General features: G+C 39.7%; 22 protein-coding genes. 12 read left to right on the top strand and 10 right to left on the bottom strand.

What is annotated here, in order from left to right:
* The first annotated feature begins 90 nt into the window (after positions 1–90).
* Positions 91–594 carry a hypothetical protein gene (locus UYC_RS0109025; protein ID WP_016879418.1) on the top strand — a complete coding sequence of 168 codons (504 nt, stop codon included), beginning with the start codon at positions 91–93 and terminating at the stop codon, positions 592–594.
* Between the two features lie 7 nt (positions 595–601).
* Here the strand turns inward: UYC_RS0109025 and UYC_RS0109020 are convergent, their stop codons facing one another.
* From UYC_RS0109020 to UYC_RS0109010, 3 genes are read right to left on the bottom strand one after another with little or no spacing between them, the layout of a single operon-like run.
* Positions 602–1,045: a hypothetical protein gene (locus UYC_RS0109020; RefSeq protein ID WP_016879417.1), complete on the bottom strand. Its 444-nt coding sequence runs from the start codon at positions 1,043–1,045 to the stop codon at positions 602–604.
* Between the two features lie 35 nt (positions 1,046–1,080).
* A complete protein-coding gene (locus UYC_RS0109015) occupies positions 1,081–1,896 on the bottom strand; it encodes a hypothetical protein (RefSeq protein WP_127011352.1) in 816 nt (271 codons plus the stop codon).
* Positions 1,811–4,036, bottom strand: a complete 2,226-nt coding sequence (locus tag UYC_RS0109010; protein WP_016879415.1) for a hypothetical protein — start codon at positions 4,034–4,036, stop codon at positions 1,811–1,813. The genes UYC_RS0109015 and UYC_RS0109010 overlap by 86 nt, the downstream gene beginning before the upstream one ends.
* A gap of 150 nt (positions 4,037–4,186) precedes the next feature.
* Here UYC_RS0109010 and UYC_RS0109005 point away from each other — a divergent pair, with 150 nt between their 5' ends.
* From UYC_RS0109005 to UYC_RS0108975, 8 genes are all read left to right on the top strand, one after another.
* Positions 4,187–4,453 carry a helix-turn-helix domain-containing protein gene (locus UYC_RS0109005; RefSeq protein ID WP_016879414.1) on the top strand — a complete coding sequence of 89 codons (267 nt, stop codon included), beginning with the start codon at positions 4,187–4,189 and terminating at the stop codon, positions 4,451–4,453.
* A 2-nt stretch (positions 4,454–4,455) separates the two neighbouring features.
* Entirely contained in the window at positions 4,456–4,602 is a 147-nt protein-coding gene (locus UYC_RS37675; protein WP_016879413.1) for a hypothetical protein, read from the top strand.
* An 86-nt stretch (positions 4,603–4,688) separates the two neighbouring features.
* Positions 4,689–4,835, top strand: coding sequence for a hypothetical protein (locus UYC_RS37670; RefSeq protein ID WP_016879412.1), 147 nt, complete (start codon positions 4,689–4,691; stop codon positions 4,833–4,835).
* 61 nt (positions 4,836–4,896) lie between these two features.
* The gene (locus UYC_RS0108995) at positions 4,897–5,229 is read left to right on the top strand and encodes a hypothetical protein (protein ID WP_016879411.1); all 333 of its coding nucleotides are present in this window, start codon (positions 4,897–4,899) and stop codon (positions 5,227–5,229) included.
* Between the two features lie 96 nt (positions 5,230–5,325).
* The gene (locus UYC_RS0108990) at positions 5,326–5,703 is read left to right on the top strand and encodes a hypothetical protein (RefSeq protein WP_016879410.1); all 378 of its coding nucleotides are present in this window, start codon (positions 5,326–5,328) and stop codon (positions 5,701–5,703) included.
* 1 nt (position 5,704) lies between these two features.
* On the top strand, positions 5,705–6,475 hold the full coding sequence (locus UYC_RS0108985; protein ID WP_016879409.1) for a hypothetical protein: 771 nt from the start codon (positions 5,705–5,707) through the stop codon (positions 6,473–6,475).
* Positions 6,472–6,948 carry a hypothetical protein gene (locus UYC_RS0108980; RefSeq protein ID WP_016879408.1) on the top strand — a complete coding sequence of 159 codons (477 nt, stop codon included), beginning with the start codon at positions 6,472–6,474 and terminating at the stop codon, positions 6,946–6,948. Before UYC_RS0108985 ends, UYC_RS0108980 begins: the two co-directional genes overlap by 4 nt.
* A complete protein-coding gene (locus UYC_RS0108975; RefSeq protein WP_016879407.1) occupies positions 6,926–7,264 on the top strand; it encodes a hypothetical protein in 339 nt (112 codons plus the stop codon). Before UYC_RS0108980 ends, UYC_RS0108975 begins: the two co-directional genes overlap by 23 nt.
* 149 nt (positions 7,265–7,413) lie before the next feature.
* Here the strand turns inward: UYC_RS0108975 and UYC_RS0108970 are convergent, their stop codons facing one another.
* From UYC_RS0108970 to UYC_RS0108955, 4 genes are all read right to left on the bottom strand, one after another.
* The gene (locus tag UYC_RS0108970; RefSeq protein ID WP_016879406.1) at positions 7,414–7,806 is read right to left on the bottom strand and encodes a hypothetical protein; all 393 of its coding nucleotides are present in this window, start codon (positions 7,804–7,806) and stop codon (positions 7,414–7,416) included.
* 13 nt (positions 7,807–7,819) lie between these two features.
* Positions 7,820–8,122: a hypothetical protein gene (locus UYC_RS0108965; RefSeq protein WP_016879405.1), complete on the bottom strand. Its 303-nt coding sequence runs from the start codon at positions 8,120–8,122 to the stop codon at positions 7,820–7,822.
* Between the two features lie 76 nt (positions 8,123–8,198).
* Positions 8,199–8,498, bottom strand: a complete 300-nt coding sequence (locus UYC_RS0108960; RefSeq protein WP_016879404.1) for a hypothetical protein — start codon at positions 8,496–8,498, stop codon at positions 8,199–8,201.
* A 16-nt stretch (positions 8,499–8,514) separates the two neighbouring features.
* Positions 8,515–8,820, bottom strand: coding sequence for a hypothetical protein (locus UYC_RS0108955; RefSeq protein ID WP_016879403.1), 306 nt, complete (start codon positions 8,818–8,820; stop codon positions 8,515–8,517).
* A 102-nt stretch (positions 8,821–8,922) separates the two neighbouring features.
* Here UYC_RS0108955 and UYC_RS37665 point away from each other — a divergent pair, with 102 nt between their 5' ends.
* On the top strand, positions 8,923–9,165 hold the full coding sequence (locus UYC_RS37665; RefSeq protein ID WP_127011353.1) for a hypothetical protein: 243 nt from the start codon (positions 8,923–8,925) through the stop codon (positions 9,163–9,165).
* On the opposite strand, the gene UYC_RS35420 is transcribed toward UYC_RS37665, so the two are convergent.
* The 3 genes from UYC_RS35420 to UYC_RS40315 all read right to left on the bottom strand — a co-directional run bounded on the left by UYC_RS35420 (position 9,091) and on the right by UYC_RS40315 (position 10,863).
* Positions 9,091–10,086: a D-Ala-D-Ala carboxypeptidase family metallohydrolase gene (locus tag UYC_RS35420; protein WP_235181613.1), complete on the bottom strand. Its 996-nt coding sequence runs from the start codon at positions 10,084–10,086 to the stop codon at positions 9,091–9,093. The two genes, UYC_RS37665 and UYC_RS35420, sit on opposite strands and share 75 nt — an antisense overlap.
* Positions 10,087–10,296: 210 nt before the next feature.
* Positions 10,297–10,653: a thermonuclease family protein gene (locus UYC_RS0108945; protein ID WP_016879401.1), complete on the bottom strand. Its 357-nt coding sequence runs from the start codon at positions 10,651–10,653 to the stop codon at positions 10,297–10,299.
* 27 nt (positions 10,654–10,680) lie between these two features.
* Complete coding sequence (locus tag UYC_RS40315) at positions 10,681–10,863, bottom strand: KTSC domain-containing protein (RefSeq protein ID WP_200862367.1); 183 nt, start codon at positions 10,861–10,863, stop codon at positions 10,681–10,683.
* A gap of 25 nt (positions 10,864–10,888) precedes the next feature.
* On the opposite strand from UYC_RS40315, the gene UYC_RS0108935 reads away from it, so the two are divergent.
* Together UYC_RS0108935 and UYC_RS0108930 are read left to right on the top strand one after the other, a co-directional pair.
* Positions 10,889–12,202: a hypothetical protein gene (locus UYC_RS0108935; RefSeq protein ID WP_016879399.1), complete on the top strand. Its 1,314-nt coding sequence runs from the start codon at positions 10,889–10,891 to the stop codon at positions 12,200–12,202.
* Positions 12,195–14,780 (top strand): hypothetical protein, encoded by a 2,586-nt coding sequence (locus UYC_RS0108930; protein ID WP_016879398.1) that lies wholly within the window; start codon positions 12,195–12,197, stop codon positions 14,778–14,780. Before UYC_RS0108935 ends, UYC_RS0108930 begins: the two co-directional genes overlap by 8 nt.
* Positions 14,781–14,804: the final 24 nt, after the last annotated feature.

The following is a 14,804-nucleotide window of genomic DNA, read 5'->3' as shown; positions in this document are numbered from 1 at the left end:
TCTTCCTTTCTTCAAAAAACAAGTAGTAGGGTTACGGATGATGGTGAGCTAGGGAAACAGAGATAATTAAATTACAAACGGAGAAAAACAATGAAACTCAACCTTTTAACTTCTGCACTTGCGATCGCGGCTTCTATCAGTTTTCCTATTGCAGCTAGTGCTAATCAAATCCCCGCACCAAGTGCCAATTCTGCTAATTGGGTAACCGTAGGACAAGACAATCAAGGTACTGTTGTGCTTGTGGATGCTGGGTCTTTAAAAAGAATTGGTAGCAGAACAGATTTTTGGTCTGCACTTAAGCAAAGAGATGGGAAGATTTTTTTAGGATACGCGATCGCAAGCTGCCATAGAAACTCGATTTCTCCTGTGTGGGAAATAGCTATTACAAACAATCAGGTAGTAGAAAGTAAACCTTCACCTATGCCCGAATTCTCTGTTACTCGTGGTACTGTTCCGGATACTATGTTCAATTATGTTTGCAACAAAAATGACAATAACAATATGTTGCAAAATTTAGCTAACAGAAGCACCGCAAGTGAAGAGACAATAAATAGAGCTATCGAATCATCTGCAAGACTTTTTGTTGGAAGATAAATTAGCTTCAACCTCTAAAAGCATTAATTCCAGTGCTTATCGCATTGTTTATTGCGTTTGCACTGTCAGAAGATCTTCGAGCAAGAGCGTCTAATTGTGTTCTAACATTATCAGCAGCATTTCTTTGAGCTTGAACAGCCATCTCTCTTTCAGTAATAAGATTTCCGGCTTGATTACCTAGTTGAGCACCAAATGCTTGATTAGCAAAACTTTGCTGCTGATTAAACTCTTGATTTTCTCTATCAAATTTTTGTTGTATCTTTGCTTGTTGCTCAGGGTCGAGTGTGACACCAGCTTCTCTTAGTCTTTCAAATACGTCGTTTGCATTTAAACCAGCCCCTGCTACTCTTCCTGCTGCATTACCTGAAGCGGCATTTGCAACACCACCGACAGCTTTTCCTACAGCATTCACAGCTGCTGGTAAAAACATTGAAGCTACTTCTCCAATCATTGTTCTTACAACTCCTTGTGTTTTTGTTTTGTTAATTAGATGAAAGGAACAGCAATACCATTTTGCTGTCTTTGTTGTGCATGAGCACGTTGTAGCTGCATTCCTAAGTCAGGAATACCAGCTTTCAACATCTCAATCCGCTGTCTCAATTGCCCGATCGCATCTTGTCCTTGGGTATTACCAGGGATAGGAGGCATCGGGATTTGTTGTTGATATTGAGGTGGTACGGCGCTTTGTTGGAATTGCTGCTGAGGCAATACCTGAGGATTTACCTGTTGCTGAAACTGAGGTGGTACAAAGTTTTGGCTATCAGGTGAACCCATCACAGGATTTACTTGTTTTGGTTGCAGTCTTTCCCACACAGGAGAATGCTTGCCATGAACACCTACATAACGTTGCTCATAGGTGTCGAGCAACTTCAGGTATTCGTCACTAATCCAAGCGATCGCACCAGCACCATCAGCCATGATTGATTGTTGCCAAACGTGATTCGCCCAGTAAACAAGGAATTCTGGGTCATGCATCAACTTGACAACATTATTAAGCACTTGCTCATAAGCAAGAGCATCGTTCATCCTTATGTTTGCTATACCAACAAAAGGGGTCAGCATGGCAATGGTTTTATCCATTTCCGCAATGTCCCCATTGAGAATTTCGTTTATTCTTACAAAAGGAAGCAAAGAATTGATGACATTATATGCAGCATCACGTTCTGCTAGCAAAGCACGAACACACTGCTCCAGAGCTTGAGCTTGTTGTTGTAACTTAGCCTCCAGATTGTTGGAGACTTGCGAGGATTGCTCGAAGTTGGTCTGCGTAGAGGGCGAGGAGTTGGGGGTCGATGTCGCCAACTGTGCCAAGCGGCGTTCCTGCTCCCCAATTGCTTGGGTACCCTGGGGTTGGAAGTTGCTGACCGAATATTGAGTTGGAGCCGATTCCTGCGGAGCTTGTTGCCGTCCCCTCTGTTGCAGTGCGTCCACGAAGTTGAGAATTCGTGTTGCCTGATCTATAAAGTCTGCCTGAGATGGCGCTTGTTGCGTCGGTGGGTAACCCCATTGATTGAAGGATGGGGGCGTCGCGGGTGGCGATGTCCCCTGAAAGTGGTAAGCTGAGTTCATCAGGGTTTACTGTTGAGTTTAGTACTTGAGGGGAACCCCCAAACTGAGATACGATATCAACCAAGCTTAAGGGCTTGATTTCTTCTGCTGGCTCGTAGACTGGGCGTCCATAAGCCATTTCTTTTTGGAGCGTAAGAAGCGATTGCTCCAATAACTGTGGTAGCCCTAAACGAATGCCCCAAGGAACTTTTGGATCTTGAGGATCTGGGAGGGCCATAAATTGCTGAAATAGTTGCAATGTTGACTGAATACCTAGTGCTGCATTTTGTACAACACGAGGGGAGAAACCACTCATGGCATTTCTGATTTCTTGGTCTGTCATGTTTGGGTACTGTTTCCTGAGTACCCACTCCTGAGATAATCCATCCTCTCGCTCGTTTCTGGCAGCAATCGAACGGTCTAATTCTTCCCGTGTAGTGTTTTGGAAAACTTCTCTTGTGTAGCGCCAAACAACAGTGCGATCGCCCGCAGGCAACATTCCCACAGGATTTTCGGGTAACTCTATCTGTCCTTCACTTCGTAACTCCCAAATCCTTTGGCAAAGCTCATCTGATAATTGTTCAGGGGATGTTAACCCAGCAAAAGCTTGAGGATACAAAGTAATTAAAGTTTCAAACAACCACGGTTTAAATAGCTTTTCCTCTTCGCGCCAAAGAATGCGCTCGTAAACTAATCCTAGCCCTGTATCTCCAAACAAGGCTTCTGATTTCTTCTCCGCCGTGTTTTGCACCCTACCGAACACAGTCTTATATTCACCAAAAGTAGTGCCGGACGTAATGCCTGCGATCGGGTCAACTCCCCCAAGTATCCAGTGAATTAACTCGCGCTCTTGTCTTATCCACAGGTTTTGGTCACTTGATACTGCGTTTGCTTGAATAAAGGCAAAGCGCTCGCTTTCCCCGACGTTACCAAAAATAGTATCTAAAGAACCTTCACTTGACGTGGTGCTACCCATCCCCGCAGGCGTTCTCTGCATTCCCCAGCTAGGTACATCTGCGGTGTTTGTGCTTCCTGAGTAAGGAGTGCCGGACAAGTCATAGTAGCGGTTTGCAGATGCCCAAGTATTTGCACCACTTGTTTGGTTCATTACCTCTTGGGCGCTGCGAGTAGTAATCAGGATTGGGTTTGCAAACATCCGAAGGTTCTTGTGAGCTTTAATCACAAGTCCCTCATGCATCTCTATTAAGTTGCGAATCCAATAGAAATCATCACTCCCCTGTTGTCCTAGTTGTCTAGCATTATTCTTAGATAAAGCAACCGGAAAGTAAGGGGCAAAGGGATTCTCATACTTACTTGTAGGGTTCATCCAGACAAACTGAGATTCACCCATTGGTGCGTAACCGGCGAAACTACCGCCGTATGCGTGCCAATCAAATTCTGGTTTATTTAGAGATTCCGACTGTTCAATCCAATCTTGAGTAATTGTTATCCTCACCCATCGCTGTTGTTTTTGGGTTGTTCCAGGAACCTCACTATCGTAGCTGTAACGAATAATTATCCTTTGAAATTCCCGACCACCTGGTTTGTAATAGACCCTAAATTGCGGATCTGGGTGGTTCAATCCCCCAACAAAAAATTCAATTCGATACAACCCTGGATTCTCAGGATCTGGTTGGAAGTACCAAAGAATTTCACCCCGACAAACAAAGGCATCCATAATATGATCGAGCCTTTGTTGGATGTGGTTGTGTTTCTGTAATTTTAATAAAAACTTAAACCGCTCCCCTGTTGGGTCTTGTAAGGGACGATGCTCAATATGTCCACCCCGAACACCCCACTCTCTCATCTGCGCACAATGAAGCGCGACAACGGTGCTTTCACCGCTCTCTTTACCATCGCGATCCAATACTGATTTGATGAGAGATTCTAACATTAATATGGTGTACTATAGTTTGGGTTATTAGTTGCCAGAGGTGACAACCAATAACCTCTCTGTTTCCCGCTCAATGCTTAATCTAATAAATGAAATGCCCTATAATAAGGTCAATCCCGCAACTGCTAAAAATAAGGAAATTTAATAAAAATGTCTGCAAAAGAAAATGGTAATGGCGCAGTAAAGACCCCATATAAAGAAGCTTTAGTATTGTTAGGTGAGAGAGTTTTGCTGGGGCGTCGCAGACTAGCAATGGATCAATCTGATTTAGCAGAAGCTTGTAATGCTAGAAAACTAACTACTCTAACCCGCCAAAGAATTAGTGATATCGAGTGCGGGAAAACAGAGGCGACTTGGTTGGAGGTTCAGGCGATCGCGGATGTGATGTCGAAAGATTTGAATGAATTTAGGGTTTAACTATGTCATCTCCAGCAGATTTGTTTGTATTGTATAAAACCAATCCTTCAGTAGCTATTGTTGTCAAACAATGGTTATCAGGACAAATTGATTACTATGCGGCTTTGGTAAAAATCATTCAAGACTTAGAAAGTAATTGTAAAAAATAGTAATAGACAATGAGTTAGAAGTTTATTTAAGAGAAAACTCTAAGATTCTAGGAGTTGATTATCCTTTAGATGCTATATCCGACGTAATGCCAATAATAAAAGACATAAACAATCAACTAGAAACACCTTTAAGTAGAGAGATTGTGTTGATAGAGACAATAGTTTTGTTAGCAAAATTTCAAAACGCGATCGCGGATGTAATGTCTAAATATTTGAATGAGTTTCGGGTTTAAGAGGAAAAAGCGATCGCGATATATGTCTGTTTGGGGTTGATAACTAACGAAGGAGTTTTTGGTGAACAAAGTATTTAGTGTGATCGCTCTTATCGTCTTTGGTATTTGCTTTTTACTAGGAGTTGATTCCTCGCAACTAACTCACCACTCCTACAATGCACACATCCTTGATAAATGGCACGAGGAAGTTTGTTCTCCTATATATGATTACAAAGGAAACTACTTGGGGGAAGATTGCGGGGATGATTACACTCTTGTTCTGAGAGTAGAAGACCAAAGAGAAGAATTGCGAGTATCTGGTGACAAATTTAAGTCTTTAAAGTTAGGCGATCAAGTCCTCTATGAATACGATACAGGTAGATTAGGGTTGAAGCACAATACTAAAATTTTTTAAACACGCAAACTAAAAATTTATTAAAAAATTCATTAATTTTTAAATTTTTTATTTTTGTGGTTTCTAATATTAGTTGAAACCATCAATCAATTACTAATGACTGATTTTTATCTTCTTGTCAACTTCGTTGTTAGCTTGCTAGGAATAAATACCTTTCTTATTATCTTATTCCTATCAGTTGTTGCGGTTGACAGTTCCAAGCTGGAGGAACTATCTTACACCGCACAGGTAGTTGACAAGTGGCACAAAAACCAATGCACTTCTGTTTTTGATCGTGAGGATAATTATGTAGGTGAAAGTTGTGATAATGCCTATACTTTAGTTTTGGTATATGAAAATCATAGAGAAGAACTAAGTGTATCAGGTGAAAGATTTAAATCTTTGTTAGCAGGAAACACGATTGATTACTCATACACGATAGGAAGATTAGGTTTCAAGCGTAAGGTCAAAATTACACCCCACCAGGAGAATTAGGATGTCAACTAACCATCAAGCTATTATTAATGGTGATGTAATTAAGATTCTTTATGCAGAGTCTAATACAAACAAAACTCAAAGCGTAGATGGTACTCAAACGTTAATCAAGGCTATAGACAACATTCAAAAAGTAGAACCAAAATTAGACCTTGTAACAGGTATAAACGTGCTTGTTTTGGTGGCAGCGATCATCGCGTGTATCGGTTCTCTTTTTTCAAACCTAAGGTTAATTAAACTACCATCTGAACCAAGGGATATAGGTTTTAAAATCAAGGCTAGTGACCTTGAGCAAGATAAGCAGATTGAAGCTTATTTAAATCGAATGATGGGTATAACAGGTGCTTCTAGAGTGCTTGTTTCTATGTTTCACAATGGCGATAAGATTGGTAAGTATCATTTTAGGTATCTCTCTGTGTTTTGGGAGGTATGCAATGAGAATGTTGTTCCTTGCAAACCAAATTACCAAAAGCTCGATTTCTCAATCGTTCGTTATGAGGTTGAGAAGTGTATGAAAAATAATGGATATTTTATTAGTTATTCAGTAAATGATAATTTAGATGAAAATTACAGGTTATACTTGCTAAAAAATAACAGTCAAGCAGTTGTATCTCGCTTGATTGGAGATGATGACGATGGATATGAGGGGCAGATAAATATTCACTTACCATACCTACCTAAAGACTCAGAAATACCCTATATTTTTTCTAAGCTTAATCCTATATTTGAGTTGTTGGAAGCAAAAATAATCAAACCTTTTACATCAACATGAAAACTACTATTAGCATAGATGATTTAAATATTATTTTGGAGGACTTATATGCTAAGATTCCTCCTAAATCTATTTTTGACAGAACAAATTTTTATGTTTTTCCTTTGCATGAATTTATTTATTTACCTCATGTTCAGCATAATACGAACAATGAAACCTTCACTATAAGTGATTGTGATGAACATCTAACCAAGCGACAGAAGCGAAGATTAAGAGGGAAGAAGAGAGCAACGAAACAAAAATTTTCAAGAATCAATACAAGTTTTGTAGGTATAGCTTTCGTCAAACAAGGTTGCGATCTCCCTCAAATTATTGCGATTCAAACTCAATATAGCCCTTCTGATATAATGAGTGTTATCGATCCATCTTGGAAAACAGACTGTAGTTATTTCTCAGATAATCACTATTTAAACTGTGCTGTTAATACCTCTTGTACTGAGTGTAGGGATTATGAACCAAGAACAAGAAATTAAGCTTAATAAAATACAACAATTAGCTAGTGAAGCATACAAACTTGACTGCATTAGAAAAGAAATATATATGCAGTCAGATTTGATAACTTGCAAGTTTAATGTTAAACCAAATTATGTTTTGTTAGGAGTAGAAATAGCAGAATTTTTAAAGCAACTTGATGATAATTGGATATTTAACGAACCATATAGTATTACGAGATTAGAAGGCATTTGCAAGAAATTGTTTGACTTAACTCCTATTGTTGATTACTCTATTCCTTTGAAGCTTCCAAAAGATTACATTCAAGTGGTGATTCCGCAGGAAGTGCTTGGCTAACAATATGGTTATTTGCAAGCTCCCCGTTCAGTCCCGAAGGGCAACGGGGAGAAGCTGACTTTGCTACAATTCCTCTAGTTGCTCTTGCTTCGTTTGTCGCCAAAAAACCAACCTAGTATTTAGGTTGGTTTTTGAGATGCGATCGCAGATTAACTAACTTTCACGAAAGGGAAGATTCGAGAAGTCTCTTCTTCCCCAAACATTTTTAAACATTCTTTAGCGTTTTGAATTTCTAACTCGGTTTTTTCTTGAAATGTTTCTGGGTATACAGGCCGACAATACAAAAAGATTAAACCTTTTCCTCCATCTGTTCTCTCAAAACACTCATAACCAACAACTTTCCATCTATGCTTTTCTTCATTAGGGTGGTTTGATGTGTAAACAAGTAATTCTTTTTTTTGCAAATCCTCAAGCACTACTTTGATAGGAAAAGCATACTCGGAATGGTAAGATAAATTAACACCGAAATATCCACCATGAGGTACTGCCATACATTGTGTGTTGTATGCACCATCATTTTCAAAGAGAGATAAATCTATCATTTAACAATCCTAATTATTGATAAACACAATTCCAAACATTCCAAACATAATCCCACTCGACGCGAACAAATTTTCTACCTTTTGCTGCTGTTTTACACAGCTTTTCAGCGTAAGGTTTGCTCCTAGTATTTGTTGGTTCAACTTGTGGCGGTTTGTTAATGTCTTCTGGGTTTGGTAGATAGTCACCTAAGTCATTAAAAACATCTCCAAAAGAAACACTTTTAGAATTAGATTGTCTTATTTGATTAGTAGCTAAACATCCAAGTAATAACACTACTGAAAATACGGCAGTCGTATTTTTAAGTACAATATTCAAGTTGGCTCCTAGTTGGATTAGGGGTTAACTACGCCCTAGGATGTTGACGCATCGCTGGGGCAAATTTTTCTTTAGCCTAAGAGATTAAGCTTTCTACTTTGATTGGTTTGTAATACAAGAGAACAATCTCTTGTTTCATTGTTGAATCCGACTTGAAAACTTGGTAACTGTCTAAAACCCAATTAGTACCATTAACATTTAAGCACTTGCGCTTAGGGGCTTCTAAAAGAAAAATGTCTTGTTCTATGTTCTCCGAGAACAATCCTACATATTCAGCGCTTTCTCTAAAAGTAACATCAGCATCAGCAAAGTCTGGGTGGGGTTTTGCAATAAACATTGTCAATTCTTCTTTTGGTTCAAAAGCTTGGTATTGCATAGTTATTCCTTTTGTATTATCTAGAAGGTCTGTAAATTTTGCAGATAAAAACTTTACCGTCTTGGACTACTTCATACCTATATCCTCCAGATAAGTTTTCACATCTGCGCTTTGCATCTTTCATGTCTTTAGTTTTTGCAGGCAATTGTTTTTTCTGCCAGTACCAACCCTCCTCTATTTCATCTGGGTTGTCAATGTACTCATCTGATGCAGACAATCTAAAAATACCTTGCAAAGTCTGGCTGACACCACCACTAACAAAAACAGCACATATTAAACTTCCAGCAATAGCTGTTGTTGTAAATTGTTTTACAATATTCAATGTTGGCTCCTAGTTGGATTAGGGGTTAACCACGCCCCAGGATGTTGACGCATCGCTGGGGCATAATGCTATATTATCCATATACGATATGGATGTCAAGCAATGGTAAGAATAAAAGACCCAAAAACAGGTTTATTTGTAGCTAGTGGCGATCGCCGTTTAATCAAAAAATCAGTAATGCTCAATCCGGAATTTGTAGAAACCCTCCAAGCAATGCGCGAAGAGGGGGAGAGCCTGAGTGATAAGGTTAACGAAGCGATCGCCTATTATTTAGTAACTAAATTCAACCCGTATCCCGTCTCTCCAGTCAACGTGAATAAACCCACGATGCATACCTCTGCCTAATCCGATCGCATCGCTAGAACGGCAGACTTGGAACAACCGACTAAAGTTAGAATCAAGCGGGTAAATATCAAGACCCAAACCTTTAACGTGTTGTGAATTAATTGCTCCACCTACAGCGCGATTAATTTTTTCGGTGCGGTACCCGGAAGTTATGCCAATTGGCCCACCAAAAACATCTCTAATCTTTCCAAACGCTTTAGCTGTTTTAACAATATTTCCAACAACTAATTTGGTTTCCGGGACGCGATCGCAACCTTTAGTCATCTCCCCCCAAGTCAGAGGGATGCCAGGTACAATGAACTCATGTTCAAAAACAGTTTCCCCGGTAGGTAGGAACAGTACTCTTCCTGTTTTACTACCAGCATCGATTAGTGTTGGTTTTGTAGGAACTGTATGCTCTTCAGTAGCAATATGATTTTCTGCTATTTCTAAAAGAGATAGTGCTGCTTTTTCTCCTATGAGTTCGGGTGAACCTAACCAAATACTCTCTTTCCATTTAGCAAAAGCAGCAACTGTATTATTATCATAAATCCCGTCAATCTCACCATTGTAAAAATTACCAATCAATAGTAGAGATTGAATTTCTTTAATAGTTTCACTATCTGCATCTGCTAGTTTGATAGTCTTATTTAAACCTTCTAAATTAGGATATTTCATAGTTGTTATTGGAAGTGGTAAAGGTTGTATTTCAGCCCAATAGTGAGGTTCTTTAACCTCAACTAAACCAACAGAAGAGTAGATTTGCCAAGAGGGTTTTTCTTTCTGCCGCCAGAAACCTTGATAAACAGCTTCTTCTTTGTACCCAACCAAAACCTCGGTTTGAGATGGTGGGTATTTTTCTTCAAGTTTTTTCCAGATCATGCGATCGCAAATAACTATTAGTACTATTGTACTTCTGCTAACGAGATTGTCTGTGATCACACAAACTAGGTTAGTCTAGATCAAGTTGGTTCACTTTCACTTTTCATCCTAAAACAATAATTTTGTAATTCTGGGTTTGAAAAAAGCACTCTTACATTTTTGGCATTTATAACCCAATGTGGATCTGTCATCCCAGGTAATACTCAAAGATTTACAGTATGGGCAACAATGAATTTCAGCATTTGGTATTTGATATTTCATCTGCGATCGCTAACTGTAAACTGCATATCCACATTTTACCATTTCGTCATTGACAGTACTACCTTTAATCAAAGGAATCTCGATTAAAAACCTTTTGTACTTGTCTTTTTTATCCTTAATTGAGTTGATTAATATCTCTCTCCCGGGAATGCTTGCATCACCAGGGAGCAACGAAATTAATCTTTCTCTTGCTTCTATACCATTAGGTTTGTTTAGTTCAATCGAATTAATTCGAGCCAATCTAAAATATTGATTAGTCAACCACACTCCCCAACCTAAATCTAAGTCACCAAAAATAGTATCACCATCAACAACTTTAACTACAATTATTCTGTATTGGTAGATAGTTTTAGCAAGTACAGTCATAAATCTAAACTTTTAAGTTCTAGATATTTAATCAACATACTTATATTGGAAACAATTCAAAATGTTATTAGTAATAAATGTCCCCTTCGATGTTGATTCCATTAACTTATGGTAAGTTGTTTGGGGAACATCAAAATAATCAACGGTTTTCCCAGTAGAAGCAAAGACTAAGCGCAGGGTACCACTTTCATAGCCAACTGCTGTTATCATGGAAGAGTCTATCTGTGTTAATTTCATGGCGAGGAAGTCTGGTTTAGGTAGGGAAGACGATTTTAGTTTTAAGAAAGACAAAATAAAGCAACCTCCTAAATTATCGCAGATCCGCGAGAGTACTCAAGCTTCTTTTTATATAAAACCTGACCCTACTTTATACCCCAAAGACCCCTGTGACATTATTCATGTCAGTGATGACCTCCCTAATTTAGATATCATCGGTAAACCTGGACGGCAATTTGGGGAGACTGTACTCTATGACCCCGTGCAGAAAGTTAATTATCTTTCCCAAAGCGATCGCTATGATCGCTCAATCAACACTTATCCAGTAGGTACTATTGAGCGTGACGGAAAAACAATCTACTTGTTTTGCTCCTCCCAATCTCCTACCGGGTTTTGGGAGGTAACAGTAGGTGGTGGCGGAACTTTTCTTGAATTCAGCAATCCCATTCTCACAATTATTTGTCCCCGCCCCTTTTCTTTGCAAGAATTCACAGATGTATTGACAGATGGTACTGCGGCTAATTGGACGCAATTACAAGGGCGATTAACAATAGTCTCCCCTTCATCAGGAAGTGGTAGCCTCAACCCAGACATATTTATTATTGGCAGTAGAACCCCTACAGATCCACCAATTCTTCTTCTGGCAGAACTTGAGGGTAATCCTTCCGCATTTGACATCCTTGTCATCAGGACAACTGTGGCAGACATGATAGACGGATTGTCTGGGATGGAAAATGCGATCGCACCCAACACAGGGCCAAATTTCACAATTCCTTGTTCGTTTACGCCCTTGCCAGGGGCACCAAACACTGCTTTTTGTTGGGTTAGCGGTACAATTGAGATAACTTGGAATCCACCACCAGATAGCTTGTGGGTTACTGAGTACCAACTACAACAAAATATTAATGGCACGTACCAAACAATTCGGGTAATTCCTCGTATTCAAGAGCGGCGGGTTACAGTCGAGCTTGGTGTCTACTATCGGATACTTGCAATCAATAATGTGCTTGGTGCTGGATATTCAGTTACAGAGTCTTGTCGATTTGCTTTTGCACCAGGTCAGTTTACTTTTGCAAGCGATCGCATTAACGGATTGAGTGGTAGTGATGGGCGAGTATCGACTACGCAGTATCCTTTAGCTGTTATCAGGTGTGAAACACCTATTGATGAAATTAACGGATTGAGTGGTAGTGATGGGAGAGTATCGACTACGCAGTATCCTTTAGCTGTTATCAGGTGTGAAACACCTATTGATGAAATTGATGGATTGAGTGGTAGTGATGGGAAGTTTTTAGCAACAGTTTATAACTTAGTAGGAGGGATAGTTGGTTAGATTAAAAGGTAAAGTTAGAATTGAATTTCACCATGTTGAAACAGGAAAAGAAACTCAACCTCCTGTTGAGCAAGAGAATTTGATATTTAATCAGACATATGTAAACTTGTTAGGGGCTTCACCAGTTGGTTTATTCAGTAATGGAGGGTCACCTGCAATTATTGTTATAAGTTCAACTACAACCCCACCATCAACAAACAACCCGTCAATCACAAATATCTTGGCATCTGGTTTTATTCCTAGTGGTGTTACTTCCCCTGTTTGGTACGAGTCTGTAACACCTAATTTTGGAGAAATTCAGAATCAAATTAATGCCCCTACATCATCACCTAGAGTATTTCAAACAGTTGGACTAGTCAACAACACATCAGCACTAACAGCAACCTTGTTAAGTCTACCTTGCACACAAAATTTATTTGAGGTATTGACTATATTTTATAGAATAGAGGTTACTAATTCATCTGGGGGGAGACTTTCTCGAAGATTTGTTAGAGACTTTGGCGGAACTATTTTCGGTAGAAAAAATTGTAACCATTTCTTTTTAAGTACATCTTTTGTTGACCCTCCTACACAAGAATATATAGATCCTATTACCGCAGAATTTTTGATTGGGCCTGGAGGATTTAGAGGGTGGAACTCCGGGACTATCATTTCATCTCACTATAAATATAAACAAAGTGCTACTTTTCAAATTGTGCAATCTGGATTACCAGGAGCAACAGATGAATATATAGGATTAATTTTCAATTCCATGCTCACTGGGGTATCAAACACTGTACCTACGGGGGCTGGATTCGTAGGGGGTGGAAATGTCGAAGCAACATCTTCTGCCTACAGAATATCTCGATACAATCCAATCACTATAAACATAGATCCGCTTAAACCTGTATTCCAACCACCTTTTCAAAAGATTTGGACACATCGAGCAGGGGCGCCGTTACCTTTCTTTGATCCTAACAATGCAGCAATCGGTAGCAGCTACCCAGCAACAGGGGGGACTTGGACGGGGAGATGGCCGGAGATTTACCGCTTTACCATCACTTCTAACACAGGTGACTATCGCTTCTCGCGACGCTTTCACTTAGGATTCAATGGTAATACTTACAGCGATCGCACTGTTGTTTGCCCTTTCCGCCATCCCAGCACACCAGCGGCAGCAGGAATGCATGGATGGAGAACTGAAGATAATGACTTGCTAAGATGGTCAAACACACAAATCGTGCAATATGACCAAACAGGTGTTACTTTACTTGATTTAACCAATGGAAACTATACTAGCTGGGATGTATCAACCACGCCTGCTTTAAATGTTACAGCATTGCGGCAGTGTGCTGTAGACACAACGAATCAACTAATCTATTGTGCTTGTCGAAATACCGGGCTTTGGATTATCAATGTAGGTGCAGGAACAATAACTCAACAAGTTGCTACTGCTTGCTACGGAGTAGATGTTGGTAGAAACAATGTAGCTTTTGCAATATTTGAAGGATTCCTGCGAAACTCAACTAACTGGACAACAAACCTTACATTTACATACACAGGATTGACAGACGGATTCTGGAGTCGAGCACTATTCTTAAAAGCAGATCCAGATAATGTAAATGACCATCTGGCGATTATTATAGTTAGCCCTTCAACTGCATCTAATAGACGTGTTGTTTGGTATCAACTCTCAACAACAACATCTAGCACGGGATTTGATAGCTCTGGGGTGTCACAATGGCCAGCTAGTTTAGATGTTTCTGATGTTGGGGGTTTTTGGGCAATAAACGGACGTAGCTTGATATTTGGTTCCGCGTCTACCAACGTCATCAATACCGTACCAATCTTAAATACTGATATTAATCATAGTGTCTGGGGTAATGTCAGACTCTACAAAATAAGTTTTTATAACAACTTCTTGATTTGCGCCACAACTTTGATTAATTCAAGTAATGTTGCACAAACTTCATTTGCAGACTTTGGTTCGGTTGCGACAGTACTACATATGCAAGGTGGTATTGTGATACTAGGTAGTATTCTAAGACAATGTTTTACAGATAACGTGTATCCGTGGGAGGAGTACGGATGGAATGGCTCTACATGGGAATTAGGTAACTCAAACTCTAAACCAACGCACAACACAAACGATGCACTTATTCAAGGTTTAACTATTCGCTGGGAACCTGGAGCTACATCACCACAATTTCAATCAGGAGACTTTTTCACGCAAGGTATTTGCAATGGCACTTGGAAGGATAACGGTACTACTATTTACTACGAGAATTTTTGGTACGACAAAGCTGTGCATTTTGATGTTGCGTTAACACCAACCGCCATACCATCTTCCCCTCCTTATGAGCTACCTTTTCCAGCAGCGGCTAACCCGTTGTTTTTGAGGATAGAAACAGACTCAGTGTACGAACTTAACAAGTTCACTATCAATGGGGTGGCGGTACCTACAATCTACACAAATGGTGAAGCACCAGGCCCAGGTGAGTTAACGATTACTCCTACTGGTTCTGGTGCTAAGGCTACATTTAATAGTGCAGATGCAAGCAAGACTTGGGCAGGTACTTATTCTTGGATAGAAATTTAGGCGCGATCGCATTAATTAATTGAG

The organism is Chlorogloeopsis fritschii PCC 6912, from assembly GCF_000317285.1.
GTDB lineage: Bacteria > Cyanobacteriota > Cyanobacteriia > Cyanobacteriales > Nostocaceae > Chlorogloeopsis > Chlorogloeopsis fritschii.
This window is presented reverse-complemented; position numbering and strand designations above follow the sequence as displayed.